Source organism: Enterobacter sp. Ap-1006 (assembly GCF_011752835.1).
In the GTDB taxonomy this organism is placed as follows: domain Bacteria; phylum Pseudomonadota; class Gammaproteobacteria; order Enterobacterales; family Enterobacteriaceae; genus Cedecea.
The window spans coordinates 532,196-557,672 of record NZ_VWWU01000003.1 but is presented as its reverse complement, the minus strand read 5'-3'; the positions used below and the strand labels follow the sequence as shown (position 1 = coordinate 557,672).

Here is a 25,477-nt window from a genome sequence, read left to right as displayed (position 1 = left end):
AGCATAACAGATGGCTGAAAAATGTGATATGCACCAGATTAGTGGTATCGTTTACACTGCGTCAGTAATACGGCTAAAGCAGTATACAAGGCATTGTAAAACAGACAGGTAGAATAAAAGCGTACGGCTATTCCGAAAGTCAGGTCAGGAATAGCCGCCGCGTGTTGCGAGATTATGAGGGAAGAATTTTTTCCAGCTGGTAGCCGTATTTGTCGCCGTCGGGTATGAACGTCAGCCGATGGGTAATGCACTGCGGCGCATCTTCGGCGTGGTGGGACACAAACAGCAGCTGCGTTTCTCCCTCGCCAATCAAAATATCGACAAAGCGGCGTATCAGCTGCCGGTTGAGCGGATCCAGCCCTTGCAAAGGCTCATCGAGGATCAGCAATGTGGGGTGCTTAACCAGCGCGCGGGCGATTAACGCCAGGCGCTGCTGCCCCCAGGATAAACTATGGAATGGCGCATCGGCGGTGGCGTTATCCATCCCTAACATATGCAGCCATTCGCGGGTCAGCTTCTGTTGACGATCCGAAACGGCCTGGTAGATCCCAATGGAGTCAAAATAGCCGGACAGAATAACGTTTCGCACGGTGGTGCTCACGCGGTAATCCAGATGCAGGCTGCTGCTGACGTACCCAATGTGTTTTTTGATATCCCAGATTGTCTCGCCGCTGCCCCGGCGGCGGCCAAACAGCGTCAGATCGTTGCTGTAGCCCTGCGGATGATCGCCAGTGATCAGGCTGAGTAGCGTTGATTTTCCTGCGCCGTTAGGGCCGACAATTTGCCAGTGCTCGCCGGGGTTCACTGACCAGCTAAGTTTGTGCAGGATAGGGCGATCGTTGTATTCCACCACGCCATCGTTAAGCACAATACGAGGTTGGTTTTCCGGCAGCGTATAGCGAGCGGACGGATCGTCAGCTTCCGGAAGCGCCACGCCCGCCAGCTTCTCGCTGTGGGCCAACTGAGCGATGAGCGCCTGCTCAAGTAGCGCCTGCTTTTTACCGCTTTCTGTCAGCGTGCAGTCCGCCAGCACGCCGGCAAATTGCACAAAATCCGGGATTTCATCGAATCGGTTCAGGACCAGAACCAGGGTGTAGCCCTGGGCGCTAAGCTGCTCGAGAAGGCTTGCCAACTGCTGACGGGATTTCACGTCCAGCCCGTCGAACGGCTCATCCAGGATCAGCAGTTCTGGCTCTGACATCAACGCCTGGCAAAGCAGCGTTTTACGCGTTTCCCCCGTCGACAGGTATTTAAAGCGGCGAGTGAGCAGATGTTCAATGCCAAACAGCGCGGCCAGTTCGCCGCAACGAGCCTCATCGACCACCTCTTCCTGTATAATTTCTGCGGTGGTGCGGCCGGTATCGTCTTCGTCGGCGCTTAGCATATCGGTGTTATTACGCTGCCATTCGTCGCTGACCAGCTTTTGCAACTGTTCAAAAGAGAGATGAGCAATGCGGGTGAAGCCGCAGTGGCGTTCGCCCTTCATGATGGGCAGGCTACCGGCCAGCGCACGGGCAAGAGCGGATTTGCCGCTGCCGTTCGCCCCAACAAAGGCCCAGCTTTCTCCGGCGCGAAGGGTAAGGTCGTTCAGGGTAAGGGTTTTTATGTCGCTAAGGTGAAACGTACCTTGCGAAATTTGCAACGCAGACATGTTTTATCCCATTTTTTGCAGCGATGAAGCTACAGAAATACGGCGTGTCTGCGTTGATGTCAATGAGAAGCGGACTTTTAGCAGAGTGTCGCGACAATCACCCTGTCTGCATTGAAATATGCTGTGACCTTAGCACCTTCTGCCAGCGCCTGTTGTTCTACGTGGATATTCGGCAGAGTGGCGCACAGCGTCTGGCCATCCGCCAACTGAACCAGCACTTCACTTTGTTCTTTGCCCTGCTCAATGCTGCTGATTTTGCCCGGCAACTGGTTATCGGCATTGCCCGCCGCATTAGCATCAGTCGTGACGTCTATCCACGGCGCTTTGATAAGCACCAATACTTCTTTGCCTTCGTCCAGCCCAAGCCGCTCTGCGCTTTGGCGGGTAATCGCCGCTTTCAGACGAGTTTCACCGTCAGCCAGCAGAATATCGACGTGCTGCTGAACCTGTTCGTCATCGCGTTTAAGTACCGTACCAAACAGCTGATTGCGGGCGCTTGTTTGCAGCGAAAAGCGAGAAATTGCGGCGAGCAGACTGTCTAAAGGCAGGGCATCATCCTGCAGAACATCAAAGGCCTTTTGTTGAATTTGCGCGAGCAGATCGTAAAGCTGAATAAGGCGCTCGCCGTACCGTGTCAGGACGGCACCGCCGCCGCCTTTGCCGCCGGTGGCGCGATCAACCAGGCTTGATTCTGCCAACTGGTTCATTTCGTTAATGGCATCCCAGGCGCTTTTGTAGCTGATACCCGCCAGTTTTGCACCCTGGCTAATGGAGCCCGTGTGGCGAATTTGTTTAAGCAGCGCAATGCGTCGCGGGTCGGCGAACAGCCGTTGCTGGAGTTTCAGCGTTAATAAAATTTCAGCCTGCATAGTTTCTCCGCGCCGCAAACCGGCTCAGCGTTTCCCTTTGTAATCATGGGGAAAATTATATCAGCTCGCCGCCAGGGGACAAATCGTTCCTGATTGAGCACAGCAATTTCATGGTTACTGTTCGATTATATCGAATTAATAACCAGATTTTATCTGTTTATTAGATTTTAATTTTTATTAACCCGGTCTTATTTAGAGATTAATTTCATTAAAAGAATAGTTTCATCGTGTCATTACCTCTATTATCCCTGCCGTACATTGGATGACATAACAGACATTTGTCGGGATTGGGGGCAACTATGAGTACGTCGACAACAAAAGGAAGTGAGGCAAAAGAGAACCGCTTACTGAACGGTTTTCTTAACGCCATCGAAAAAGCTGGTAACCGACTGCCGGAACCCGCGCTGATTTTCTTCTATTTTTTACTGGTTGTGATGGGGCTATCCGCCGTGCTGTCACAGCTGGAGTTTGACATCGTTAATCCGGTAACGCAGCAGGCCGTGCAGGTCAATAACCTGCTTTCCGCCGAGGCGCTAACGCTTACGCTTTCCACGATGGTGACCACTTTTACCAGCTTTGCTCCTTTAGGCATTGTTCTGGTGGCGATGCTGGGCGTCGGCGTTGCCGAAAGCTCCGGCTTTATTAACGTTGCGTTGAAAAAAATGCTGCGCGTTACGCCGAAAAAACTGCTGACGCCGATGCTGATTTTTGTCGCTATGTTTAGCCACGTCGCGGCGGATGCGGGATATGTGCTGGTGATCCCTCTCGGCGCCATTATTTTTATGTCTGCCGGGCGCCATCCTTTGGTGGGGATCGCGGCGGCATTTTCCGGCGTATCCGGTGGCTTTGCGGCCAATATGGTGCCAACCGGGAACGACGCGCTGCTGCAAGGTTTCACCCAGGCCGCCGCTCAGCTGCTCGACTCAACGTATACCGTGAACACGCTGTGTAATCTGTTCTTCGGGATCGGCTCAACAATATTGATTACTCTTGTTGGCTGGTGGGTGACGGAGAAAATCGTTGAGCCCCGGGTCAGTAAAATGGCGGTTGATGGCGACTTTAAGCATGATGAAGATATGTCCAGCGTCACGTCAGAAGAGAGCCGGGCATTCCGTCGTGCGGGGCTGGTGATGCTCCTTAGTTTACTGGGGCTTGCCGCTGCCGCCTGGCCTGAAAGCTCAACGCTGCGCAGCCCTGAAGGCGCGTTAACCGACTTCGGCGCGCCTATCATGAAGTCAATCGTGCCGCTTATCTTCCTTATTTTTATCCTGCCGGGCATTGTCTATGGTTTTGCGGCAGGTACCTTTAAATCGGGGAAAGACGTCATTGGGGCGATGAACGACTCAATGAGCAAAATGGGTTCTTATATGGTGATGGCGTTTTTCTGTGCGCTGTTTATCAAAGCCTTCAGCGATTCGAATATTGGTACGCTGGTGGCGCTGGCGGGGGCGGACGGCCTGAAAGCCATGGCGCTGCCGGGAGAGGCTACAATCATCGGCATGGTGCTGCTGACGGCGCTGGTTAATCTGCTGATTGGTTCGGCTTCCGCAAAATGGGCGCTGCTGTCGCCTATTATGGTGCCGATGCTTATGGCCGTTGGAATATCGCCAGAGCTTACGCAGGCGGCATTCCGCATCGGTGATTCTTCCACAAACATTATCACGCCGATGATGGTGTTCTTCCCGCTGATCGTGATTTACTGCCAGCGCTATGTGAAAGGCGCTGGCGTGGGCACGCTGGTGTCGATGATGATGCCTTATTCTATCGCCTTCCTGGTGAGCTGGAGCCTCTTCCTGCTGGTATGGTGGGGGCTTGAAATACCGCTCGGTATTGCTGCTCCTTATACCTGGTCTGCCGGATAAGCCGGGGCGGGCGGGCAAATGGCACAAAAGGAGAGTGCGTTTTTCTCAACTGACGCTAGAATAATCACTCTCGCTTTTGCCGGAGGCAACTATGTTCGAGTTATTGAAAAGCCTGGTGTTTGCCGTGGTCATGGTGCCGGTAGTGATGGCAGTGATCCTCGGTCTCATCTACGGATTGGGTGAAGTGTTTAACGTCTTTTCAAAAGTCGGTCATCGCGACCAACAGCCGAAACAGCATCACTGATTCCCTGAAGGCCCGGCATTTGCCGGGTTTTCTCTTTCTGCCGCCTTAGCGCCCTCTACATACGCTCTTTCCGTTGATCTCCGTCAAGAACTTTAAAGCCCTTCTTCTTTCTGCCGATAAATTCTGTATCTTCCGCATTGCAATCGTTATATTTCACGTTACATAACGAAACAAACGGAGTGAAAACATGAAACAACGTTGGGTTCGCCTTGCCCTGGGCGCGGCATTATCTGTTTCTCTGGCAGGCCAGGCACTGGCTGAAAGTAGTAAAATTACCGTCTTTGCGGCGGCGTCGTTAACCAATGCGATGCAGGATATTGCCACGCAATATCAGAAAGAGAAGAAAGTTGAGATCGCTTCTTCTTTTGCCTCTTCCTCCACGCTGGCTCGCCAGATTGAAGCGGGGGCGCCGGCCGATCTGTTTATTTCTGCCGACCAGAAATGGATGGATTATGCTGTTGAGAAAGACACTATCAAAACGGACACTCGCGAAACGCTACTGGGTAACAGCCTGGTTGTCGTCGCGCCGACCGCCAGCAAGCAGGGCGACATCACCATTGATGCGAAAACCGACTGGGCATCGCTGCTGAAAGGTGGCCGTCTGGCCGTGGGCGATCCCGATCATGTTCCTGCTGGGATTTACGCCAAAGAGGCGCTGCAAAAGCTGGGCGCATGGGACAGCTTATCCAGTAAACTTGCTCCGGCGGAAGATGTCCGTGGTGCGCTGGCGCTGGTTGAGCGCGACGAAGCCCCGCTGGGCATCGTTTACGGTTCTGACGCCGTCGCTGGAAAAGGCGTAAAAGTCGTGGGGACCTTCCCGGAAGATTCCCATAAGAAAGTGGAATACCCGATTGCGATTGTGAAAGGCCACGATAACCCGTCAGTGACCGCGTTCTATAGCTATCTGAAAGGACCGGAAGCGGCGAAAGTCTTCCAAAAATACGGATTTACGACGAAACAATGATATTGAGCGATCCCGAGTGGCAGGCGGTACTGCTAAGCCTAAAAGTCTCATCTATTGCGGTACTCTTCAGCCTTCCTGTCGGGATCTTCTTTGCCTGGGTGCTGGTTCGTTGCCGCTTCCCGGGCAAAGCCTTGCTCGATAGCCTGATTCATCTTCCCTTAGTCCTGCCGCCGGTGGTGGTGGGCTATTTGCTATTGGTGGCTTTTGGCCGCCGTGGTTTTATTGGTGCCTGGCTGTATGACTGGTTTGGCATTACCTTCGCCTTTAGCTGGCGAGGGGCGGTGCTGGCGGCGGCGGTTATGTCTTTCCCGCTGATGGTCAGGGCAATCCGCCTTGCGCTGGAAGGGGTTGATCTCCGTCTTGAGCAGGCCGCCAGAACGCTGGGCGCAGGGCGCTGGCGTGTCTTTTGCACCATTACTCTGCCGTTAACGTTGCCGGGGATTATTGCGGGTACCGTACTGGCCTTTGCCCGCTCGCTGGGTGAGTTTGGCGCGACAATTACTTTTGTGTCCAACATTCCCGGTGAAACCCGAACGCTGCCTTCGGCCATGTATACCCTGATTCAAACCCCCGGCGGAGAAAGCGCCGCCGCACGTTTGTGCCTGATCGCTATCGCCCTGGCGATGGCCTCGCTGCTGGTGGCCGAATGGCTGGCGAGAGTCAGCCGCAAGCGTATGGGGGCAAACTGATGCTGGAACTTAACTTCGTTCAGACGCTGGGTACGCACCGGCTGGAAATCAACGAAACCCTGCCGGGCCAGGGCATCACGGCTGTTTTTGGCGTTTCTGGGGCAGGGAAAACCTCATTAATCAATGCGATTAGCGGCCTGACTAAGCCGGAGAAGGGGCGTATCGTGCTGAACGATCGCGTTCTGAGTGATGCCGAAAAACAGCTTTATCTGCCGCCGGAAAAACGCCGGGTGGGCTATGTCTTTCAGGATGCGCGCCTGTTCCCGCACTACCGAGTTCGCGGCAATTTAAAATACGGCATGGCAAAAAGCATGGCCGGCCAGTTTGATAAGCTGGTGGCATTGCTCGGCATCGAAGAGTTGCTGGAGCGTTTTCCCTGGAGCCTTTCCGGCGGCGAAAAGCAGCGTGTTGCCATTGGACGGGCACTTCTGACCGCGCCGGAACTGCTGCTGCTGGACGAGCCGCTAGCCTCTCTGGATATTCCCCGTAAACGTGAATTGTTGCCTTATCTCCAGCGGCTCGCCCGCGAGATCAATATTCCCATGCTGTACGTGAGCCACTCGCTGGAGGAAATCTTACATCTGGCGGATAAAGTGTTGGTGCTGGATGCGGGAAATGTTAAAGCGTTTGGCAATCTTGAAGAGGTTTGGGGCAGCAGCGTGATGCATCCGTGGCTGCCTAAAGAGCAGCAAAGCAGCGTGCTGAAAGTGACCGTGCTCGAGCATCATCCTCATTACGCTATGACGGCGCTGGCGCTTGGCGATCAGCACCTGTGGGTGAACAAAATCGACAAACCGGTGCAGGCCCCGCTGCGCATTCGCATCCAGGCCTCTGACGTCTCGCTGGTGCTTCAGCCGCCGGTTAACAGCAGCATTCGTAACGTGCTGCGGGCAAAGGTTGCTCAATGTTTTGATGACGAAGGGCAGGTGGAGGTTCAGCTCGAAGTGGGCTCCCGCACGCTGTGGGCGCGCATCAGCCCCTGGGCCCGGGACGAACTGGCGGTAAAACCCGGCCAGTGGCTGTATGCGCAAGTGAAAAGCGTGTCGATCGCAACCTGATTACAGCACGTACTTATAGAGCGTTTCGGCGATTCCGGTTTCCAGATTCGTGCCGATAGTCATATCGGCACGGGATTTAATTGCGTCATCAGCATTACCCATAGCTACACCCATCCCGGCACTTTCCAGCATGCTCAGATCGTTGTAGTTGTCACCGAAGGCAATCACCTGATCCATGGCCAGACCCTGGGACGCTACCCACTGAGCCAGACGGGCGCCTTTACTGTTGCCACGCTGGGCGACGTCAACCTGATCGTGCCACGACCACTCGCAGGAGAGATCCAGTTCGCGCTCTACCTCAACGGTAAACTGCTTGAGCTTAGGAATATCTGAATCCGTCAGGGCGAATTTCCAGATAGCCTCCACATCCTGAGCCGCCTCTTTGAATGAAGGCACGCTACGGAAAACCGGGCGCTGCTGTTCAGGTAATGATTGCGCCCAGGTTTGGGTGCGGGCGACGTGGGCTTTGACGTGTTCTGAGCTTTCGAGATAAAGCATCGCATCGTCTACGTACATCAGGCCATGTACCCGGTGAGCTGCCAGTAAATCCACCATTTGTGCGGCCTGCTCCGGGCGAAGAGGATCGGACGCCAGAACCTTTTTTGCATGATAATCATACAAATAAGTGCCATTGCAGCAAATTGCAGGTGTATCCAAAGCCAGTGCCTGATAAAAAGGATGTATGGCGACATGATGGCGACCCGTTACGATAACCACTTTCACGCCCGCTTCGCGAGCTTGCTGAAGGGCCGTAATGGACTCCGGGAGAATGGTTTTTTGCGGGGTCAGTAGGGTGCCATCGAGATCGAGAGCAATTACGCGATAACTCATTTAGGGTTCCAGTCATTATTCATAAGGTTCGTTCCGATGGTACACCGCTCACGCTATAGCGCAAAATAGCTCGCGCCGTGAGCCGGCCTTATGATGCTTACTTACGACGTCAGGAGGAAAGTAAAGTCATGAAACAGACAGTTTATACCGCCAGCCCGGAAAGCCAGCAGATCCACGTCTGGACGCTGCATGCCAGCGGTGAAATGACCCTTGTGCAGGTGGTTGATGCCCCAGGGCAAGTTCAGCCGATGGTTATCAGCCCGGATAAACGCTTCCTGTACGTTGGCGTGCGCCCCGAGTTTCGCGTAGTGGCTTACCGCATTACGCCGGATGATGGCTCTCTGACAGAAGCTGGCGTGGCACCTCTGCCGGGCAGCCCAACCCACATTTCTACCGATCGCAAAGGCCGCTTCCTGTTCAGCGCGTCATACAACGCGGCAAACGTGGCGGTGATTAGCCTTGAAAACGATGGCCTGCCGGGCGAAACCGTCGATGTGGTTGAAGGGCTGGACGGCTGCCACTCGGCGAATATTTCCCCGGATAACCGCACGCTCTGGACGCCTGCGCTGAAGCAGGATCGTATCTGCCTGTTCACGCTGTCCGATGACGGCAAGCTGGTGGCGCAAACGCCTGCTGAGGTCACGACGGTTGAGGGCGCAGGCCCGCGCCACATGGCATTTCACCCGAACCAGCAGTATGTGTATTGCGTGAACGAGCTGAACAGCACCGTTGATGTCTGGGAACTGCGCGACCCGCACGGCAAAATTGAATGCGTGCAGACGCTGGACTTTATGCCGCCAGGTTTCACCGGTACCCGCTGGGCTGCCGATATCCACATCACCCCGGACGGTCGCCATCTTTATGCCTGTGACCGCACCGCCAGCATCATTACCGTCTTCAGCGTTTCCGAAGATGGCAGCGTGCTGAATATCGAAGGCTACCAGCCTACGGAAGAGCAGCCTCGCGGCTTCAACGTTGACCACAGCGGTAAGTACCTGGTTGCCGTTGGGCAGAAATCCCATCATGCCGCCGTGTACAAAATTAACGGCGAGCAGGGGCTGCTGGAAGAGAAAGGCCGCTACGCCGTCGGGCAGGGCCCAATGTGGGTTGTGATTAACGCGCACTGATTGTCAGCCATAAAAAAACCTCGCCGCGGCGAGGTTTTTTATTACTGAACTAAAAATTACTTCTCTTCGACGACCGGGCTGCCTACACCACGGTTATTGAACTCCCACATGCGGTTGAAGCTCGGGTCATTCAGATCGCGTTTGATCGCGCCTTTATCGTCTTTGGTGCCAATGTTGCCCGCGAACGGACGCTTGGACTCCAGCGCATCGCCCCACGGTTTAGCCGTGTTGAAACCTTCGTTGATCACGCTGTCGCGGATCACAACCTGGCCATTTGCGGCCTGGCCTAAATCCCATGAGCGACCCAGCTGAGCGTCACCGGCTGCGGTAAAGCGGCTGTTGATTGCCAGGAAGCCGTAGTAGATGTTTGGCAGCGTGGCTGGTGCGAACACGGAACCTTCTTTGGTGCGGCTGTTCACCAGGCGGAAATCGGTGTTATCAAACACCACGGCACCGCGGCCTGCGACCACATCCACATCGCCTTCAATGTAGCTGTTGGTCACCAGCGTGCGCGGCTGGCGATTGGTCAACATGCGGTTCTGAACATCGCTGTTGGTGACGAAGAAGGTGTTCTGGCGGCCCAGCAGGTGAACGTTATTCAGCTGTACTTTATCGCCATCGCTGCGCAGCGCCACGGCCTGGTGATTGCCGGCGTCCACGCTGTCACCCAGGGTGTTCTGGATGGTCAGGTTCTGGAGCTGCAGGCCATTATTCTGTGACCAAACGGCAGCGGAACACATCACGCCCACGGTCGCGCCGCGGCGGCTCTGGCAGTTATCGAACATGTACCAGGCGGGTTTCCCTGGCATGTATTTCCCGCCCGGGTTAACGGTGCGACGCCAGGTTGTCGGGTCGATTTCAGAGTCCAGCGTCAGGCCGATTTTGACATCATCTGCGTTGCCGGAGGTGCCGTACAGCGTCACGCTACCGGAAGCCGCAGGAATATACACCGTACCTTCATATTGACCTGGCATAATGGCGATATACAGGCGAGAGCTGCTGTGCTTGATAATAGCAGCGTCCACCGCGGCCTGGACTGATGTGTGGGTGACGCCAGGCGTACCGGCAGGGCCAACCACAAAATCAGGCTGCTGAGGCGTGCGAATTGAGGACGGCGTCCACGGGGCTTCATTTGGGTTCATCGCGGTGAAGTAGCGCGCTGCCACAAAATTCTGTGCTTCGTCAGCCGCCAGGATAGGGCGGGACTGGGTTCCCGGCGCCACCTGAGTAGACGGTTTGTCCTGGGGTGGGGTTGAGCTACATGCACTCAGCGCCACGGCGAAAGCCAGGGCTGCGGCGCGACGAGAAACCGATAATGTGTTCAAGGTTGCTCCTTGCTGTACGGTGGAATAGAGGGTTATTTCAAAACCTGCTTTTTATACTAAGTTGAGCGAAACGGGAAGCCGATTTGTGCAAATCGGCTTCAGAAAGGGGGGAGAGGGTATTTTTCGGCGATGAAAAAGCGATTTGTTATTCTTTTTCTACTTCATACTGACCGTTCTTTTTGCGAATAATATATTTGTGGTCATCATCGCAGGAGACGGTAAGTGAACCTCCGAATGCGGCGGGGTACACGCTGTTCACGGTATCGCATTGATAACCCGCCTGGCGAATCACTGACTGTGTCTCCGCCTTTAGCTGGGGCGAGCCGGTATCGGCCAGGGCGCTGCCTGCCATCAGGCAGAAGCTGAGTACAACGGTTCTCTTCATTTCTGTCTCTCTGTGATGTGAATCTGGTGAAAGGTTAATCGGCAGCGAGACGGGAAGGGATTAATAACTTAACTGGATTTATTTGAGTAAATTAATTTCAGAAATCGATTAGCGGAAGGGCAGGCCAGGCCGGCAAGCGATACCGGCCCGGTTGAAACAGAAACTAGTGGAAAAACTCAGGATTTTTTACCGCCTGCGCGACGGCCACAATTAATTTATCCAGCTGTTCAGGGCCGATGATATAAGGCGGCATCAGGTAGATCAGGCGGCCAAACGGCCGGATCCACACGCCCTGTTCGACAAAGAAACGCTGCAAAGCGGCCATATCTACAGTCCGGCGTGTTTCCACCACGCCAATAGCACCCAGGACGCGCACGCCGGCTACGTTTTCGTTCGCCGTCAGCGGCAGCAAACCTTCCCGAAGCTGCTGCTCAATCGCCAGAACCTGCTGCTGCCAGTCTCCTTCCGCCAGGAGCGCCAGGCTTTCACTGGCAACCGCGCAGGCGAGCGGGTTCCCCATAAAAGTTGGGCCGTGCATAAAGCAGCCGGCTTCACCGTCGCTGATGGTTTCTGCGACATGGCGGGTGGCAAGCGTCGCGGAGAGCGTCATTGTGCCGCCGGTTAGCGCTTTGCCGAGACACATGATATCCGGTGAAATATCCGCGTGGTCGCAGGCAAACAGTTTCCCGGTGCGGCCAAAACCTGTCGCGATCTCGTCGGCGATCAGCAGAATCCCCTCCCGGTCGCACATGCGGCGGAGGCGGCGCAGCCATTCAGGGTGGTAAAAACGCATGCCCCCCGCGCCCTGGACGACAGGCTCCAGAATAACGGCGGCAATCTCTTCGCGATGTGCAGCCATCAGGCGGGCAAACGGCACGATATCCATCTCGTTCCATTCATCACCAAATCTGCACTGCGGAGCAGGGGCAAAAAGATGTTCGGGCAAATAGCCCTGCCACAGGCTGTGCATCGAGTTATCAGGATCGCAGACCGACATCGCACCAAACGTATCGCCGTGATAGCCATTGCGGAAGGTCAGAAAACGCTGGCGAGGCTGTCCCCTGGCGTGCCAGTACTGCAGCGCCATTTTCATGGCGACCTCAACGGCGACCGAACCGGAGTCCGCCAGAAACACACATTCCAGCGGGGCAGGTGTCATCGCGACCAGCTTGCGGCACAGCTCAACGGCAGGTGGGTGCGTAATACCGCCGAACATCACGTGTGACATGCTATCAATCTGGCGCTTCATGGCCTGATTCAGTCGCGGGTGGTTGTAGCCATGAATAGCCGCCCACCAGGAGGACATGCCGTCGACGAGCATGCGTCCGTCAGCCAGCTGCAGCTCACAGCCCGCCGCGGCCACAACGGGATAAACCGGGAGCGGCTGGCTCATCGAGGTGTACGGGTGCCAGATATGTCGCTGGTCGAACGCTAAATCATCAGGGGTCATAGGGTGACTTGTAAACCATTTGAAAAACATTTAGGTTTACAAGTATAACGTCAATCGATTTCCTATAACACCCCTTTTGGAGAGGCCCCATGGCTCACCACGCACGCTGGACAATGTCGCAGGTCACTGCTTTATTTCAAAAACCTTTGTTGGATCTGTTGTTTGAAGCGCAGCAGACGCATCGCCAGCATTTCGATCCCCGACAGGTACAGGTCAGCACCTTGCTGTCTATAAAAACCGGTGCTTGCCCGGAAGACTGTAAATATTGCCCACAAAGCGCCAGATATAAAACAGGCCTGGAGTCTGAACGCCTGATGGAAGTTGAGCAGGTGCTGGACTCCGCCCGCAAGGCTAAAAACGCAGGCTCGACACGTTTTTGTATGGGGGCTGCCTGGAAGAACCCGCATGAGCGCGATATGCCTTACCTTGAGCAGATGGTGCAGGGCGTTCGCGCTATGGGGCTGGAAACCTGTATGACGCTCGGTACGCTAACCAATGAACAGGCGCAGCGCCTGGCCTCCGCTGGGCTGGACTATTACAACCACAATCTGGATACCTCCCCGGAATTTTACGGCAACATCATTACGACCCGAACCTATCAGGAACGTCTGGACACGCTGGATAAAGTCCGTGACGCAGGGATCAAAGTTTGCTCCGGTGGGATTGTCGGCCTGGGTGAAACCGTCACCGACCGCGCCGGACTGCTGCTGCAATTAGCAAATTTGCCAACGCCACCAGAAAGCGTCCCTATCAACATGCTGGTGAAAGTTAAAGGCACGCCTCTGGCGGATAACGAAGACGTGGATGCCTTTGATTTTATTCGTACCATCGCGGTGGCCCGTATCATGATGCCAACCTCCTACGTGCGCCTTTCCGCAGGACGTGAGCAGATGAGCGAGCAGACGCAGGCAATGTGTTTTATGGCCGGGGCAAACTCTATTTTCTACGGCTGCAAACTGCTGACGACGCCGAACCCAGAAGAGGACAAAGATCTGCAGCTGTTTCGCAAGCTGGGCCTTAATCCGCAGCAAACCACCACCGAAATGGGTGACAACGAACAGCAGGAGCAGCTCGCCGGGCAGATCCTGAACGCCGATACCGACAATTACTACAACGCGGCGGCGGTATGAGCTGGCCACAGCGAATCTCCGGGGCTTTAAGCGAACGGCGGAGCAGCGCCAGCCTTCGCACCCGACAGGCCAATACGCTCGGTAACGGGCGTATTTTTTCGGCCAACGGTCGGGAATATTTGAATTTTTCCAGCAACGATTATCTGGGACTGAGTCATCACCCGCAGATTACGGAGGCCTGGCAAAAAGGCGCGACGCAGTTCGGCGTTGGTAGCGGCGGGTCTGGCCACGTCACGGGGTATAGCCGTGCACATCAGGCGTTTGAGGAACAGCTGGCGGATTGGCTCGGCTTTGAGCGAGCGCTGTTGTTTATCTCCGGCTATAGCGCAAACCAGGCGGTGATCTCCGCGCTGGCGCAAAAAACGGACACGCTTATCGCCGATAAACTTTGCCATGCCTCAATGATGGAAGCGGCGATGCAAAGTCCGGCTCAGCTACGCAGATTTCATCACAACGACGTTCAGGCCCTTGCCACGCAGCTGGGTAAACCGCATGAAGGTGAACGGCTTGTTCTGACCGAAGGCATCTTCAGCATGGACGGGGACAGCGCGCCGCTGGCTGAAATAGCGCAGGCAACAAGACAAGCAGACGGTTGGTTAATGGTCGACGACGCGCACGGTATTGGTGTCCTCGGCAAAGAGGGGCGTGGCAGTTGCGATCGGCAAAAAATCAAACCGGATATTCTTGTCGTTACCTTTGGCAAAGCGTTTGGCGGCAGCGGTGCGGCGGTATTGTGCGACGAAGACGTTGCAACTTACCTGCTGCAGTTTGCCCGCCACTTGATATACAGCACCGCGATGCCGCCGGCGCAGGCCGTGTCGCTTCAGGCCGCGTTAAAGGTGGTTCAGCATGGCGATGAGTACAGAGCAAGGCTTGCTGAAAATATTCTGCGTTTTCGGCAGGGTGCTGCCCGACTCTCGCTGAATCTGGCGGATTCAGGTAGCGCGATACAACCTCTGATTGTGGGGGAGAATCAGCGCACGCTGGATCTCGCCTCCCGCCTGAAAGAGCGGGGCTTCTGGTTAACAGCCATTCGCCCGCCTACCGTTCCCCCCGGCAGCGCCCGCCTGCGCATCACCCTTACGGCCGCGCATACTTCTGGCGACATAGACGCATTGCTGGAGGCGCTTTATGACGCAGCTTGTTGATAAAGCCGCCGTCGCCGCAGCGTTTAGCCGAGCGGCAGGCAGCTACGAGCGTTTCGCCGAGCTGCAGCGTATCTGCGGTGATAACCTGCTGGCCGAGCTGGAAAACCGCCGCGCCGTAAGCGTGCTGGATGCAGGCTGCGGTACCGGCTGGTACAGCCGAATTTGGCGGGACAAAGGAAGCGAAGTGCTGGCGCTGGACATCTCGAAAGCGATGCTTGAGCGGTGCCAGCAAACCCAGTCGGCGCATCGCTTTCTTGAGGGGGATATCGAGTCTATTCCGCTGGCGGATGACCAGGTGGATCTGGCCTGGAGTAATCTTGCCGTTCAGTGGTGCAGCGATCTGCAGCAAGGCTTATCCGAGCTTTATCGCGTGACGAAACCGGGTGGGTGCATTGCGTTCAGCACGCTTGCGGCAGGTTCACTGCCTGAACTGCACGAGGCCTGGCGCGGGGTAGACGAACGGGCGCATGCCAACCAGTTTTTATCCCTGGCCGAAATTGACCAGGCGTGTCGCCCATGGCGTTACGTATTAACCAGCCGCACCGTCAGCCAGCGTTTTCCTGACGTCATGAGCGCCATGCGTTCGCTAAAAGGCGTTGGGGCAACACACCTGCACGATGGCCGCAAAAACACTCTGCTGACGCGTGGGCAACTGCAGCGGCTGAGCGAAGCGTGGCCCCGACAAGACGGTCAGTTCTCTCTTAGCTGGCAGATAATTTTTGGAGTAATTGAACGTGATTAAAAAATGGTTTGTGACCGGCACCGACACTGAAGTTGGGAAGACCATCGCCAGCTGCGCGCTGCTTCAGGCGGCGAATACCGCAGGGTATCGCTCTGTGGGCTATAAGCCTGTGGCCTCTGGCAGTGAAATGACCCCTGAAGGCATTCGCAACAGTGATGCGTTAGCGCTGCAGCGCAATAGTTCGGTTAAATTGCCGTATGAGGAGATCAACCCGTTGGCTTTTCTTGAGCCGACCTCCCCGCACATCATTAGTGCTGAAGAGCAGCGCCCCATCACTTTTTCTGTAATGTCTGAAGGCCTAAAGAATCTTACCGGAAAAGCCGACTGGGTTCAGGTTGAGGGGGCTGGAGGCTGGTTTACCCCGCTGTCTGACACCACGACATTTGCCGAATGGGCCATCAGCGAGCAACTGCCGGTTATTTTAGTGGTGGGCGTGAAACTTGGCTGCATTAATCATGCAATGCTCACGGTACAGGCGGTGCTGGCCGCCGGTTTACCGCTGGCGGGCTGGGTAGCAAACGGTGTTCAACCCGCAGGAAAAAGGCATGCGGAATATCTTGTCACGCTCAAACAGCGGCTGCCGGCCCCGCTGCTGGGGGAAATTCCCTGGCTTAAGGGTATCAGCGATCAAACCGAGCTCGGTCACTACCTCGATCTCTCCGTTATTACGATCTAAGCCGCAAGGCGACTGCAACAAAAGCCAGGCCCGCAGCAAAGCCTCGGGCTGGCTCCCGCTTTAACATTTTCCCCACAGACAAAGATTCTTTCCAGGCTGCAACGTCTATAGAGTATTTCATACTTTGAGTTGTCACATGACAACCGTTATGAGATGCTTTTTTAGCCGGAGGATATATGGCCAGAAAACGGCACCCGCAAAAACAGATAGAGGCGGCGCTAAGCTACGCAGAATGCCAGGGTTGGCGGGTCAAAGAGGGCGGTTCGCATTGCTGGGGAAAAATGTATTGCCCCTGGAACGATAAAACATGCCGGTGCGGCGAGTTTTGTATCAGCTGTGTCTGGAGCACGCCTCGCAACGCAGAGAACCATGCCAGACAAATTCGCAGGCTTGTGGATGGATGCGCCAATAGGGCATCACGTAGCGTCCTGCATTAACAAGGAGAAGGCTCCATGGCGGAATATACATTCACGCTTGTTTTTACTCTACCTGAAGGGCAAAAAGATCCGGAGAAGTGGGTTGCTGCGCTGGGCGCAGGAGGGTGTGATGATGCCCTTGTTGGCATCGGTGTGACGGGGCGTATTGCGCTGAATTTCATCCGCGAGGCCGACACAGCAGAAGAAGCCTTACTGAGCGCGCTGAAGGACGTTTCAGGCATTATTCAAGGCGCGTTATTGGTTGAAGCTGCCCCTGATTTAGTGGGGTTGAGTGACGTAGCGGAACTGCTAGGCGTGTCCCGGCAGTATATTCGCAAAGTTATGGTTTCCCGGGAGGCGTTTCCAGCGCCAGTACATGACGGGAAAACTGCACTATGGAATCTCGACGCGGTTTTACGCTGGATGAACAGCTCTGGCGTGAAGTCCATACCTTCGCCTTTGCTGGATATCGCGAAAGTGACGCGGCAGTGCAACCTGCATCGGGCGATGACGGAGCTCAACCCGGTTTTTCAGGAAAAATTGAAAAATTTGTAGTAGAGACTGCCTTCAGGGATCTAACCAGCTCGCCACGAGCTTGTCGTCCAGCTGGGAGACATTCCCTTGCGCGACATTTCGGCCTTTATGCAACAGGCAAAACTTGTCTGCAACCCGGCGTATAAAAGGCAGCCGCTGTTCGACCAGTAAAATGGTCAGGCCGAAGTCGCGGTTTAAGCGCCGGATGAGGTTGCCCATTTCTGTGATAAAGCGGTGCCCTCCGCCGAGAGTGGGTTCATCCAGTATCAGCAGACTGGGCTCTAAAACCAGTGCCCGGGCAAGCGCTAACTGTTGCTGCATATCCCCGCTAAGTTCGCCGCTTTTTACCTGCCGCAGGCTATAGAGCTCGGGAAAAAGGTCATCAATCAGCGCAGGAATGACCCGGGGTCGATGATGGCCCGCCATCATCGCTATCTGAAGATTTTCCTCAACGCTAAGCTGGGAGAAGATGCGCCTGTCCTGGGGAACGTAGCCGATCCCAAGCGCAGTTCTGCGCTCCACGGGTTTATTCACCAGGTCTTCAGGCGGCTGTCCCGCCTGTTGCCACAGCATACTGCCGCTTTGCACTGGCAAATAGCCGGTAATGCAGTTTACGAGCGTGGTTTTGCCCTGGCCTGGCGCGCCAAGCACGCAGGTGCATTCTCCCGGGGTCAGCTCGAGGTCGAGGTTCCACAGTATGTGGTGGTCACCGTAAAACTGATTAACAGCACGTAAGCTAAGCATGGCTCATCTCCTGGGTTGGGGAGTCGTTTCCCTCCTGGATATGCTGCAATTAGCTTGCCAGCTTGGTGATAATGCCTGAAAGCATCACGCTATTCAGGATAAAGCTGAGTATCGGTTTCCTGAAAGGATAAAGCCGACGTGCAAGATGAGATCTTGCTGCACTCGACGGGTGCTAAAAAGTACGAATTTGGTGCAATAAAATGCCTTTTAACCTCAGGATATATCTCGATTTCGGGATCTTGCTCAATATGGCCGGGTATAGCGAAATCGAATGAATAAAAGCAAAAAAATTAGCGAAATTTTTTTTTCGCCCCTGGCACAGGAAGATCAGGGATTTTTCCGAGTGGCTAAGCAAAAGGGCTTGCTGCAGTTATCCACCATTCCTGTGGATAACCTTGTGTATTAGAGTTAGAAAACTTGACGAAAGCGAGAGCGGGCGCGGCCTGCGGCCAAATTGGCGCGAAACCGGTCTTTGTGAAATATTCATTTGAATTCAAGTTGTTAAATAAAAGCAACAGCTGCAATAAAACTGTCAAACATTCGGCCGGAGGTATCCTTACCTCCCTTGACAAATGTTAAAAGGCGAAAAAATTTGGGGATAACCGGTCGTGGCTGGAGATTTATCTGGTGAAGGGGCAAATTCTGGGCAAACAAAGTGGCAAAAAGCAGTCGTTAGCAGGCGTAGTAAAAATGAGAACTGGTGTTTTATACAGTTTTTATACTGGCAAAAATCCCGCTGCCGGGTAAAATTACTCTCCGGCCCGCTCGTTTCTTCATCAGGTAGCCCGTTCATGAGTAAAGCGTTCAAACTGAATTCCGCATTTAAACCTTCTGGCGACCAGCCTGAAGCAATCCTTCGCCTGAAAGACGGGCTTGAAAACGGGCTGGCGCACCAGACGCTGCTGGGCGTAACGGGATCGGGTAAAACCTTCACGGTAGCAAACGTGATAGCCGACCTTCAGCGCCCCACGATGGTACTGGCGCCAAATAAGACGCTGGCGGCGCAGCTTTACGGTGAAATGAAAGAGTTCTTCCCTGACAACGCCGTTGAGTTTTTTGTCTCTTACTATGATTACTATCAGCCTGAAGCTTATGTGCCAAGCTCGGACACCTTCATTGAAAAAGATGCGTCGGTGAACGAACACATTGAGCAGATGCGTCTGTCGGCGACCAAAGCGTTGCTTGAGCGACGGGACGTCATCGTGGTGGCATCCGTGTCGGCGATCTACGGTCTGGGTGACCCGGACCTGTACCTGAAGATGATGCTTCACCTGACGAAGGGTATGATCATCGATCAGCGGGCGATCCTGCGCCGTCTTACGGAGCTACAATACACCCGCAACGATCAGGCATTCCAGCGCGGTACGTTCCGCGTAAGAGGGGAGGTGGTCGATATCTTCCCGGCTGAATCAGACGATCTTGCGCTGCGTGTAGAGTTGTTCGACGAAGAGGTTGAAAGGCTGTCGCTGTTCGATCCACTGACCGGGCAAATCGATCAAACTATTCAGCGTTTTACTATTTACCCTAAATCGCACTACGTTACGCCGCGCGAGCGTATTGTGCAGGCGATGGAAGATATCAAAATTGAGCTGGCCGAGCGCCGCAAGTTCCTGCTGGAAAATAATAAACTGCTGGAAGAGCAGCGTATTGCCCAGCGTACCCAGTTTGATCTCGAGATGATGAACGAGCTGGGTTATTGTTCGGGCATTGAAAACTACTCGCGCTTCCTCTCCGGGCGAGGGCCTGGCGAACCGCCCCCAACGCTTTTTGACTATCTTCCGGCAGATGGCCTGCTGGTGGTGGATGAATCCCACGTCACCATTCCGCAAATTGGCGGCATGTATCGCGGCGACCGCGCCCGTAAAGAAACGCTGGTGGAATATGGCTTCCGCCTGCCGTCGGCGCTGGACAACCGCCCGTTAAAATTTGAAGAGTTTGAAGCGCTGGCCCCGCAGACCATCTACGTTTCAGCGACGCCGGGCAACTATGAGCTGGAAAAATCTGGCGAGGACATCGTTGACCAGGTTGTTCGTCCTACGGGGCTGCTCGATCCGGTGATTGAAGTGCGTCCGGTGGCAACGCAGGTAGACGATTTGCTTTCTGAAATTCGTAAACGTGTGGCCATCAATGAACGCGTGCTGGTGACGACATTAACCAAGCGGATGGCGGAAGACCTGACCGAATATTTAGAGGAGCATGGTGAACGTGTACGCTACCTGCACTCGGATATCGACACCGTAGAGCGCATGGAAATTATCCGCGATTTGCGTCTCGGTGAATTTGACGTTCTGGTGGGGATCAACCTGCTGCGAGAAGGTCTTGATATGCCGGAAGTGTCGCTGGTTGCCATTCTGGATGCGGACAAAGAAGGTTTTCTGCGTTCCGAGCGCTCGCTTATTCAGACCATTGGCCGTGCGGCGCGTAACGTTAACGGTAAGGCAATTCTCTACGGCGATAAAATCACGCCGTCAATGGCCAAAGCGATTGGTGAAACCGAACGCCGCCGTGAGAAGCAGCAGCGCTACAACGAAGAAAATGGCATTACGCCGCAGGGCCTGAACAAACGAGTCGTGGACGTTCTGCAGCTTGGCGAAGGCATGGCGAAGACCAAAGGGCGAGTTAAAACCAAAGCACGCAGCGTGATTGAAGATGATGAAGTTGTGCTGACGCCGAAAGCGCTGCAGCAGAAAATTCATCAGCTTGAAACGAAGATGCTGGAACACGCGCAAAATCTGGAGTTTGAAGAGGCGGCGCAGATTCGCGACCAGCTTCACAAGCTGCGCGAACTCTTCATCGCCGCCTCATAAGCGGCGAGGTTTACCCGAGCTGCTGCACGGCCTGTTCAAGGGCTGTCCGCAGCAGCTGGCGGTCGTGGCGATACCGAATGTCACTGGCTTCCAGCGGCTGTTGAATAACCAACCTGTCGCCCACTTCGCTGGCGTCAACCTGTGGGCCAACCAGCACGGCATCGATAACGCGTTTTCCGATATGCTGTTCCATCAACTCAAGCTTTTGGCGCAGGGAAAGGCTGGCTGCGGCAGGGCTTAGCTCTTTGCCGAGGTTGCCGATATACACCATCGGCGCTGGCGTGCGGCGCAGCGCCTGATCCATCTCTTCAAGCAGCAAAATCGGCATCAGGCTGGTGTAAAAGCTGCCGGGGCCAATCAAAATTAAATCGGCTTCAGCGATGGTTTCTAAGGCTTCACGCGTGGCCGGGACTTTCGGGTAGACCGCCAGATCCTGCGGTGGATTGAGCAACTGGTCGATACTCACTTCGCCATACACGGCGTTGCCCTGGTCGTCGGTAGCCATTAAATCGACCGGATGCTCCGACATCGGAATCAGCTGCGCATCGACCTTTAGCAGGTTGCGAATTAAATTGATTGCCTCCAGAGGGCGCACGCTGAGGTGATCCAGCGCCTTTAACATTAGATTTCCGAGGTTATGGCCTGAAAGTTCGCCGTTACCGCCAAAACGGTACTCAAACATTGTTGATGCCACGCTTGGTTCAGTGATCAGCTGATTCAGGCAGTTGCGCATATCTCCCCAGGCAATCCCGCCCTCAGAGCGTCGAATACGCCCGGTTGAACCGCCGTTGTCGGTGGTGGTGACGATGCCGGTTAAACGTGAGCCGAGGGATGAAAGGGATGACATGACGCGACCCAGGCCGTGCCCACCGCCCAGCGCGACAACCCGATCAAGATCTGCAAGCGTGCGATTACGCATAGAAAAGATAATCCTTAAGAGGCATACAGGCGCTTAAGGTAGCGTAAAAGCGCCAAAAAGACGATTCTTGCTCTGTGGATAATGATACATATCAAAGTAAAAGTTAGTTTTTTAAGTACTCTGTAGCGAAATTAAGCAATTATCTCGTTATATATAGATTTATATAGCGAAAACTGATATAGCGCGAAGCCAGATGTCGCGCTACTATCGCAGTAACACACACTCAAGCCCTGGTACCTAAGTCACAAGATAAGGTGCCCTGGCCGCAGCCCCTGAGGTTGCCAGGGTGCAGGAAGAAATGACTGCATCTCCCGTATTTGGAAAGGTGTATTCAGTGTCCCAGCTTACCGATGCTTTTGCGCGTAAGTTCTATTACTTGCGCTTATCAATTACCGACGTCTGCAACTTTCGCTGCAGCTATTGCCTGCCCGATGGCTATAAGCCGCACGGCGTGGCCAATAAAAGCTTCCTCAACGTCGATGAAATCCGTCGCGTTACCCGGGCTTTTGCTGCTCTGGGTACCGAAAAGGTGCGCCTGACGGGCGGGGAACCTTCTTTGCGCCGCGACTTTACCGAAATCATCGCCGCGGTGCGTGAAAACACGTCAATTCGCCAGCTTGCGGTGACGACCAACGGCTATCGCCTGGCTCGGGATGTCAACGCCTGGCGTGATGCGGGGCTGACCGCCCTGAACGTTAGCGTCGACAGCCTGGACGCTCGTCAGTTTCATGCCATTACCGGCCAGGATAAATTTCGGCAGGTGATGGAAGGCATTGACGCGGCTTTCAGCGCGGGGTTTGAGCGAGTAAAAGTGAACACCGTGCTGATGCGCGACGTAAATCACAATCAGCTCGAGACCTTCCTTGCCTGGATCAAACCGCGCCCCATCCAGCTCCGCTTTATTGAGCTGATGGAAACCGGCGACGGCGGCTCGCTTTTCCGCAAACACCATATTTCCGGTAAAACCATTCGCGACCAGCTGCTTGAGCGCGGCTGGGTTCACCAATTGCGTCAGCGCAGCGATGGCCCTGCCCAGGTGTTCTGCCATCCCGACTACAAAGGCGAAATCGGGCTCATCATGCCGTATGAGAAAGATTTCTGTGCCAGCTGCAACCGGCTGCGAGTTTCGTCCGTCGGTAACCTGCACCTTTGCCTGTTTGGCGAGCAGGGAATTGCGCTGCGGGATCTGTTGGCGGATGACGCCCAGCAAAGCGAACTTGAGGGGCGTATCTCTTCCGCGCTGGCGCAGAAAAAGCAAACCCATTTCCTGCATGACGGTAACACCGGCATCACCCAAAATCTGTCGTATATCGGCGGCTAGAGCCTGCCCACAAGGAGAATATCGATGAGTCAGGTAAGCGCAGAGTTTATCCCGGCACGTATTGCTATTTTGACGGTGTCCAGCCGTCGTGGTGAAGATGACGACACTTCGGGTCACTATCTGAGTGAAGTCGCCACGGAAGCGGGGCATCAGGTGGTAGACAAAGCTATCGTCAAAGAAAACCGTTATGCCATCCGGGCCGCAGTTTCGCAGTGGATTGCCGATGAGCAGGTTCAGGTGGTGTTGATCAACGGCGGCACCGGATTTACCGACGGAGACCAGACGCCGGAGGCGCTTCTCCCGCTGTTTGACCGGGAAGTTGAAGGTTTTGGCGAGCTGTTTCGTATGCTCTCCTTTGAAGAGATTGGCACCTCTACGCTGCAGTCACGCGCCGTTGCGGGCATGGCGAACAAAACGCTGATTTTCGCCATGCCGGGCTCAACGAAGGCCTGCCGAACCGCCTGGGAAAATATCATTCAGCCTCAACTGGATGCCCGTCAGCGCCCGTGCAATTTTCACCCACATATTAAGAAGTAAGTTATGTCGCATTTGACCCATATTAACGCCGCCGGGGAAGCACATATGGTGGACGTGTCCGCCAAGGCTGATACGGTTCGTGAGGCCCGCGCCGAGGCGTTTGTGACCATGCAGCCGACAACGCTGGCGATGATTGTTGACGGCAGCCACCACAAAGGTGACGTTTTTGCCACTGCACGTATCGCGGGGATCCAGGCCGCTAAACGCACCTGGGAACTGATTCCGCTGTGCCATCCGCTTTTACTGAGCAAAGTAGAAGTGCAGCTTGAGGCTCAGACTGAGCAAAACCGAGTTCGCATCGAGTCCGTGTGCCGCCTGACGGGAAAAACCGGCGTAGAAATGGAGGCATTAACTGCGGCCTCCGTCGCCGCGTTGACCATTTATGACATGTGCAAAGCCGTACAAAAAGACATGGTCATCGGCCCTGTCCGTCTGCTGGAAAAGAGCGGCGGAAAATCCGGCGATTTTAAGGTGGCAAACGATGCTTAATGTTCTGTTTTTTGCCCAAGTACGCGAACTGGTCGGCTGCGACAGCCTGGCGCTGGATGAAGCCTACGGCGATGTGGAGCAACTGCGTGCGGCATTGGCCGACAGAGGCAGCCGCTGGGCGCTGGCGCTGGAGTCCGGCAAGCTGCTGGCCGCGGTCAATCAAACGCTGGTAAGCTTTGATCATCCGCTGGCGAAGGGCGACGAAGTGGCCTTTTTCCCACCGGTGACCGGAGGTTAAGTGGACAGCACCCGTATTATTGTTGGCCGCGAGAATTTCAACGTCGGCGAAGAGTATCAGTGGCTTTCTCAGTGCGATGAAGACGGTGCGGTCGTGACATTCACCGGTAAAGTTCGCAATCACAACCTTGGCGACAGCGTTAGTGCCCTGACGCTTGAACATTATCCGGGCATGACCGAAAAAGCGCTGGCTGAAATTGTCGCCGAGGCCAGAAGCCGTTGGCCGCTGCAGCGCGTGACGGTGATTCACCGCATCGGCGAACTGTGGCCAGGCGATGAAATTGTCTTTGTCGGCGTGACGGGCGCGCACCGCAGCTCAGCGTTTGAAGCCGCCCAGTTCATCATGGATTACCTGAAAACTCGTGCCCCGTTCTGGAAACGTGAAGCGACCGCCGAAGGCGACCGCTGGGTCGAAGCCCGGGACAGCGATAAGCAGGCGGCTAAACGCTGGTAGGCTACGCGGTCTGCGGGATGTGTTAATCTTAAAGCGGGTGAGCCAAACAGCTCGCGTCAGAAGCTTAATTCACAACACAGAGGAAGCATCATGGACCGATTCCCGCGTCCCAATGAGACTATCGTGCAGCGTGCCAATACGGGCCTTCAGACCTTTATGGCGCAAGTTTACGGCTGGATGACCTGCGGTCTACTTTTAACCGCCTTTATCGCGTGGTACGCGGCGAATACCCCGGCGGTGATGGAGTTTGTCTTCTCCAGTAAAATCACTTTCTTTGGTCTGATCATCGTTCAACTGGGGCTGGTCTTTGTGCTCTCCGGCATGGTGCACAAGCTGAGCGCTGGCGTGGCGACGTCGCTGTTTATGCTTTACTCGGCGCTGACCGGGTTGACCATGGCGAGCATTTTCCTGGTTTATACCTATTCGTCCATTGCCAGCACATTTGTGGTGGCCGGCGGGATGTTTGGGGCCATGAGCCTCTATGGCTATACCACCAAACGTGACCTGAGCGGCTTCGGCAACATGCTGTTTATGGCGCTGATCGGCATTGTACTGGCTTCGCTGGTTAATTTCTGGCTGAAAAGCGATGCGCTTATGTGGGCCATCACCTACATCGGCGTGGTGGTGTTCGTGGGCCTGACCGCATACGACACACAGAAACTGAAAAACATCGGCGAGCAAATTGATACCCGCGACGCGCAAATGCTGCGTAAATACTCAATTCTGGGTGCCCTGACGCTGTATCTGGACTTCATCAACCTGTTCCTGATGCTGCTGCGTATCTTCGGTAACCGCCGCTAATCTACGCATTCCCTCCCCTTCGCGGGGAGGGAGTTTTCCCCGCAGTTTTGCTTTTCCTCGCGCGACT

General features: G+C 54.9%; 27 protein-coding genes and 1 riboswitch. Of the genes, 19 read left to right on the top strand and 8 right to left on the bottom strand.

Annotated features, from left to right (window positions below; translation table 11 throughout):
- Positions 1-172: 172 nt before the first annotated feature.
- Entirely contained in the window at positions 173-1,651 is a 1,479-nt protein-coding gene (modF, locus tag F3J28_RS10830) for a molybdate ABC transporter ATP-binding protein ModF (protein WP_166875755.1), read from the bottom strand.
- Between the two features lie 77 nt (positions 1,652-1,728).
- A complete protein-coding gene (gene modE / locus F3J28_RS10825) occupies positions 1,729-2,520 on the bottom strand; it encodes a molybdenum-dependent transcriptional regulator (protein WP_008456206.1) in 792 nt (263 codons plus the stop codon).
- Between the two features lie 299 nt (positions 2,521-2,819).
- Here modE and F3J28_RS10820 point away from each other — a divergent pair, with 299 nt between their 5' ends.
- The 5 genes from F3J28_RS10820 (at position 2,820) to modC (ending at position 7,337) form a co-directional block, all read left to right on the top strand.
- On the top strand, positions 2,820-4,382 hold the full coding sequence (locus tag F3J28_RS10820; protein ID WP_166875751.1) for an AbgT family transporter: 1,563 nt from the start codon (positions 2,820-2,822) through the stop codon (positions 4,380-4,382).
- Positions 4,383-4,473: 91 nt separating this feature from the next.
- Positions 4,474-4,626, top strand: coding sequence for an AcrZ family multidrug efflux pump-associated protein (locus F3J28_RS10815; RefSeq protein WP_008456213.1), 153 nt, complete (start codon positions 4,474-4,476; stop codon positions 4,624-4,626).
- Positions 4,627-4,813: 187 nt separating this feature from the next.
- Positions 4,814-5,590, top strand: a complete 777-nt coding sequence (modA, locus tag F3J28_RS10810) for a molybdate ABC transporter substrate-binding protein (RefSeq protein ID WP_166875748.1) — start codon at positions 4,814-4,816, stop codon at positions 5,588-5,590.
- Positions 5,587-6,279 (top strand): molybdate ABC transporter permease subunit, encoded by a 693-nt coding sequence (gene modB / locus F3J28_RS10805; RefSeq protein ID WP_008456216.1) that lies wholly within the window; start codon positions 5,587-5,589, stop codon positions 6,277-6,279. Before modA ends, modB begins: the two co-directional genes overlap by 4 nt.
- A complete protein-coding gene (modC, locus tag F3J28_RS10800) occupies positions 6,279-7,337 on the top strand; it encodes a molybdenum ABC transporter ATP-binding protein ModC (protein WP_166876605.1) in 1,059 nt (352 codons plus the stop codon). The genes modB and modC overlap by 1 nt, the downstream gene beginning before the upstream one ends.
- Here the strand turns inward: modC and F3J28_RS10795 are convergent, their stop codons facing one another.
- Positions 7,338-8,168: a pyridoxal phosphatase gene (locus F3J28_RS10795; RefSeq protein ID WP_166875745.1), complete on the bottom strand. Its 831-nt coding sequence runs from the start codon at positions 8,166-8,168 to the stop codon at positions 7,338-7,340. It lies immediately after the preceding gene.
- Between the two features lie 128 nt (positions 8,169-8,296).
- Between F3J28_RS10795 and pgl the strand changes: the two genes are divergently transcribed.
- Entirely contained in the window at positions 8,297-9,295 is a 999-nt protein-coding gene (pgl, locus tag F3J28_RS10790; protein ID WP_008456226.1) for a 6-phosphogluconolactonase, read from the top strand.
- A gap of 56 nt (positions 9,296-9,351) precedes the next feature.
- Here pgl and F3J28_RS10785 read toward each other — a convergent pair whose 3' ends face one another.
- The 3 genes from F3J28_RS10785 to bioA all read right to left on the bottom strand — a co-directional run bounded on the left by F3J28_RS10785 (position 9,352) and on the right by bioA (position 12,455).
- Positions 9,352-10,620, bottom strand: a complete 1,269-nt coding sequence (locus F3J28_RS10785; RefSeq protein WP_008456229.1) for a putative acyl-CoA thioester hydrolase — start codon at positions 10,618-10,620, stop codon at positions 9,352-9,354.
- Positions 10,621-10,765: 145 nt separating this feature from the next.
- On the bottom strand, positions 10,766-11,005 hold the full coding sequence (locus tag F3J28_RS10780) for a hypothetical protein (protein WP_008456230.1): 240 nt from the start codon (positions 11,003-11,005) through the stop codon (positions 10,766-10,768).
- A 163-nt stretch (positions 11,006-11,168) separates the two neighbouring features.
- Positions 11,169-12,455 carry an adenosylmethionine--8-amino-7-oxononanoate transaminase gene (gene bioA / locus F3J28_RS10775; protein WP_166875742.1) on the bottom strand — a complete coding sequence of 429 codons (1,287 nt, stop codon included), beginning with the start codon at positions 12,453-12,455 and terminating at the stop codon, positions 11,169-11,171.
- Between the two features lie 89 nt (positions 12,456-12,544).
- Between bioA and bioB the strand changes: the two genes are divergently transcribed.
- The 6 genes from bioB to F3J28_RS10745 all read left to right on the top strand — a co-directional run bounded on the left by bioB (position 12,545) and on the right by F3J28_RS10745 (position 17,122).
- Positions 12,545-13,585, top strand: a complete 1,041-nt coding sequence (gene bioB, locus F3J28_RS10770) for a biotin synthase BioB (RefSeq protein ID WP_008456235.1) — start codon at positions 12,545-12,547, stop codon at positions 13,583-13,585.
- Complete coding sequence (gene bioF, locus F3J28_RS10765) at positions 13,582-14,733, top strand: 8-amino-7-oxononanoate synthase (RefSeq protein WP_166875739.1); 1,152 nt, start codon at positions 13,582-13,584, stop codon at positions 14,731-14,733. Before bioB ends, bioF begins: the two co-directional genes overlap by 4 nt.
- Positions 14,717-15,475 (top strand): malonyl-ACP O-methyltransferase BioC, encoded by a 759-nt coding sequence (gene bioC / locus F3J28_RS10760; protein ID WP_166875736.1) that lies wholly within the window; start codon positions 14,717-14,719, stop codon positions 15,473-15,475. Before bioF ends, bioC begins: the two co-directional genes overlap by 17 nt.
- A complete protein-coding gene (gene bioD, locus F3J28_RS10755) occupies positions 15,468-16,151 on the top strand; it encodes a dethiobiotin synthase (protein ID WP_166875733.1) in 684 nt (227 codons plus the stop codon). Before bioC ends, bioD begins: the two co-directional genes overlap by 8 nt.
- 176 nt (positions 16,152-16,327) lie before the next feature.
- Positions 16,328-16,588: a hypothetical protein gene (locus tag F3J28_RS22485; RefSeq protein ID WP_166875730.1), complete on the top strand. Its 261-nt coding sequence runs from the start codon at positions 16,328-16,330 to the stop codon at positions 16,586-16,588.
- 15 nt (positions 16,589-16,603) lie between these two features.
- Positions 16,604-17,122 (top strand): helix-turn-helix transcriptional regulator, encoded by a 519-nt coding sequence (locus F3J28_RS10745; RefSeq protein WP_166875728.1) that lies wholly within the window; start codon positions 16,604-16,606, stop codon positions 17,120-17,122.
- A gap of 12 nt (positions 17,123-17,134) precedes the next feature.
- Here the strand turns inward: F3J28_RS10745 and F3J28_RS10740 are convergent, their stop codons facing one another.
- Positions 17,135-17,845, bottom strand: coding sequence for an ABC transporter ATP-binding protein (locus F3J28_RS10740; protein ID WP_166875725.1), 711 nt, complete (start codon positions 17,843-17,845; stop codon positions 17,135-17,137).
- 791 nt (positions 17,846-18,636) lie between these two features.
- On the opposite strand from F3J28_RS10740, the gene uvrB reads away from it, so the two are divergent.
- Positions 18,637-20,652, top strand: coding sequence for an excinuclease ABC subunit UvrB (gene uvrB, locus F3J28_RS10735; RefSeq protein ID WP_166875722.1), 2,016 nt, complete (start codon positions 18,637-18,639; stop codon positions 20,650-20,652).
- A gap of 10 nt (positions 20,653-20,662) precedes the next feature.
- On the opposite strand, the gene yvcK is transcribed toward uvrB, so the two are convergent.
- Positions 20,663-21,571, bottom strand: coding sequence for a uridine diphosphate-N-acetylglucosamine-binding protein YvcK (gene yvcK, locus F3J28_RS10730; RefSeq protein ID WP_166875719.1), 909 nt, complete (start codon positions 21,569-21,571; stop codon positions 20,663-20,665).
- Positions 21,572-21,779: 208 nt separating this feature from the next.
- A riboswitch (molybdenum cofactor riboswitch) is annotated at positions 21,780-21,914 on the top strand.
- Here yvcK and moaA point away from each other — a divergent pair.
- From moaA to F3J28_RS10700, 6 genes are all read left to right on the top strand, one after another.
- Positions 21,870-22,892, top strand: coding sequence for a GTP 3',8-cyclase MoaA (gene moaA, locus F3J28_RS10725; protein ID WP_166875716.1), 1,023 nt, complete (start codon positions 21,870-21,872; stop codon positions 22,890-22,892). Its footprint overlaps the riboswitch before it by 45 nt.
- A 24-nt stretch (positions 22,893-22,916) precedes the next feature.
- Entirely contained in the window at positions 22,917-23,429 is a 513-nt protein-coding gene (moaB, locus tag F3J28_RS10720; protein ID WP_008456265.1) for a molybdenum cofactor biosynthesis protein B, read from the top strand.
- A gap of 3 nt (positions 23,430-23,432) precedes the next feature.
- Entirely contained in the window at positions 23,433-23,918 is a 486-nt protein-coding gene (moaC, locus tag F3J28_RS10715; RefSeq protein ID WP_166875713.1) for a cyclic pyranopterin monophosphate synthase MoaC, read from the top strand.
- Complete coding sequence (gene moaD / locus F3J28_RS10710; protein WP_008456269.1) at positions 23,911-24,156, top strand: molybdopterin synthase sulfur carrier subunit; 246 nt, start codon at positions 23,911-23,913, stop codon at positions 24,154-24,156. Before moaC ends, moaD begins: the two co-directional genes overlap by 8 nt.
- Positions 24,157-24,609 (top strand): molybdopterin synthase catalytic subunit MoaE, encoded by a 453-nt coding sequence (gene moaE / locus F3J28_RS10705; RefSeq protein WP_008456271.1) that lies wholly within the window; start codon positions 24,157-24,159, stop codon positions 24,607-24,609. It abuts the gene before it with no gap.
- Positions 24,610-24,699: 90 nt separating this feature from the next.
- Positions 24,700-25,410 carry a Bax inhibitor-1/YccA family protein gene (locus F3J28_RS10700; RefSeq protein ID WP_008456273.1) on the top strand — a complete coding sequence of 237 codons (711 nt, stop codon included), beginning with the start codon at positions 24,700-24,702 and terminating at the stop codon, positions 25,408-25,410.
- Positions 25,411-25,477: the final 67 nt, after the last annotated feature.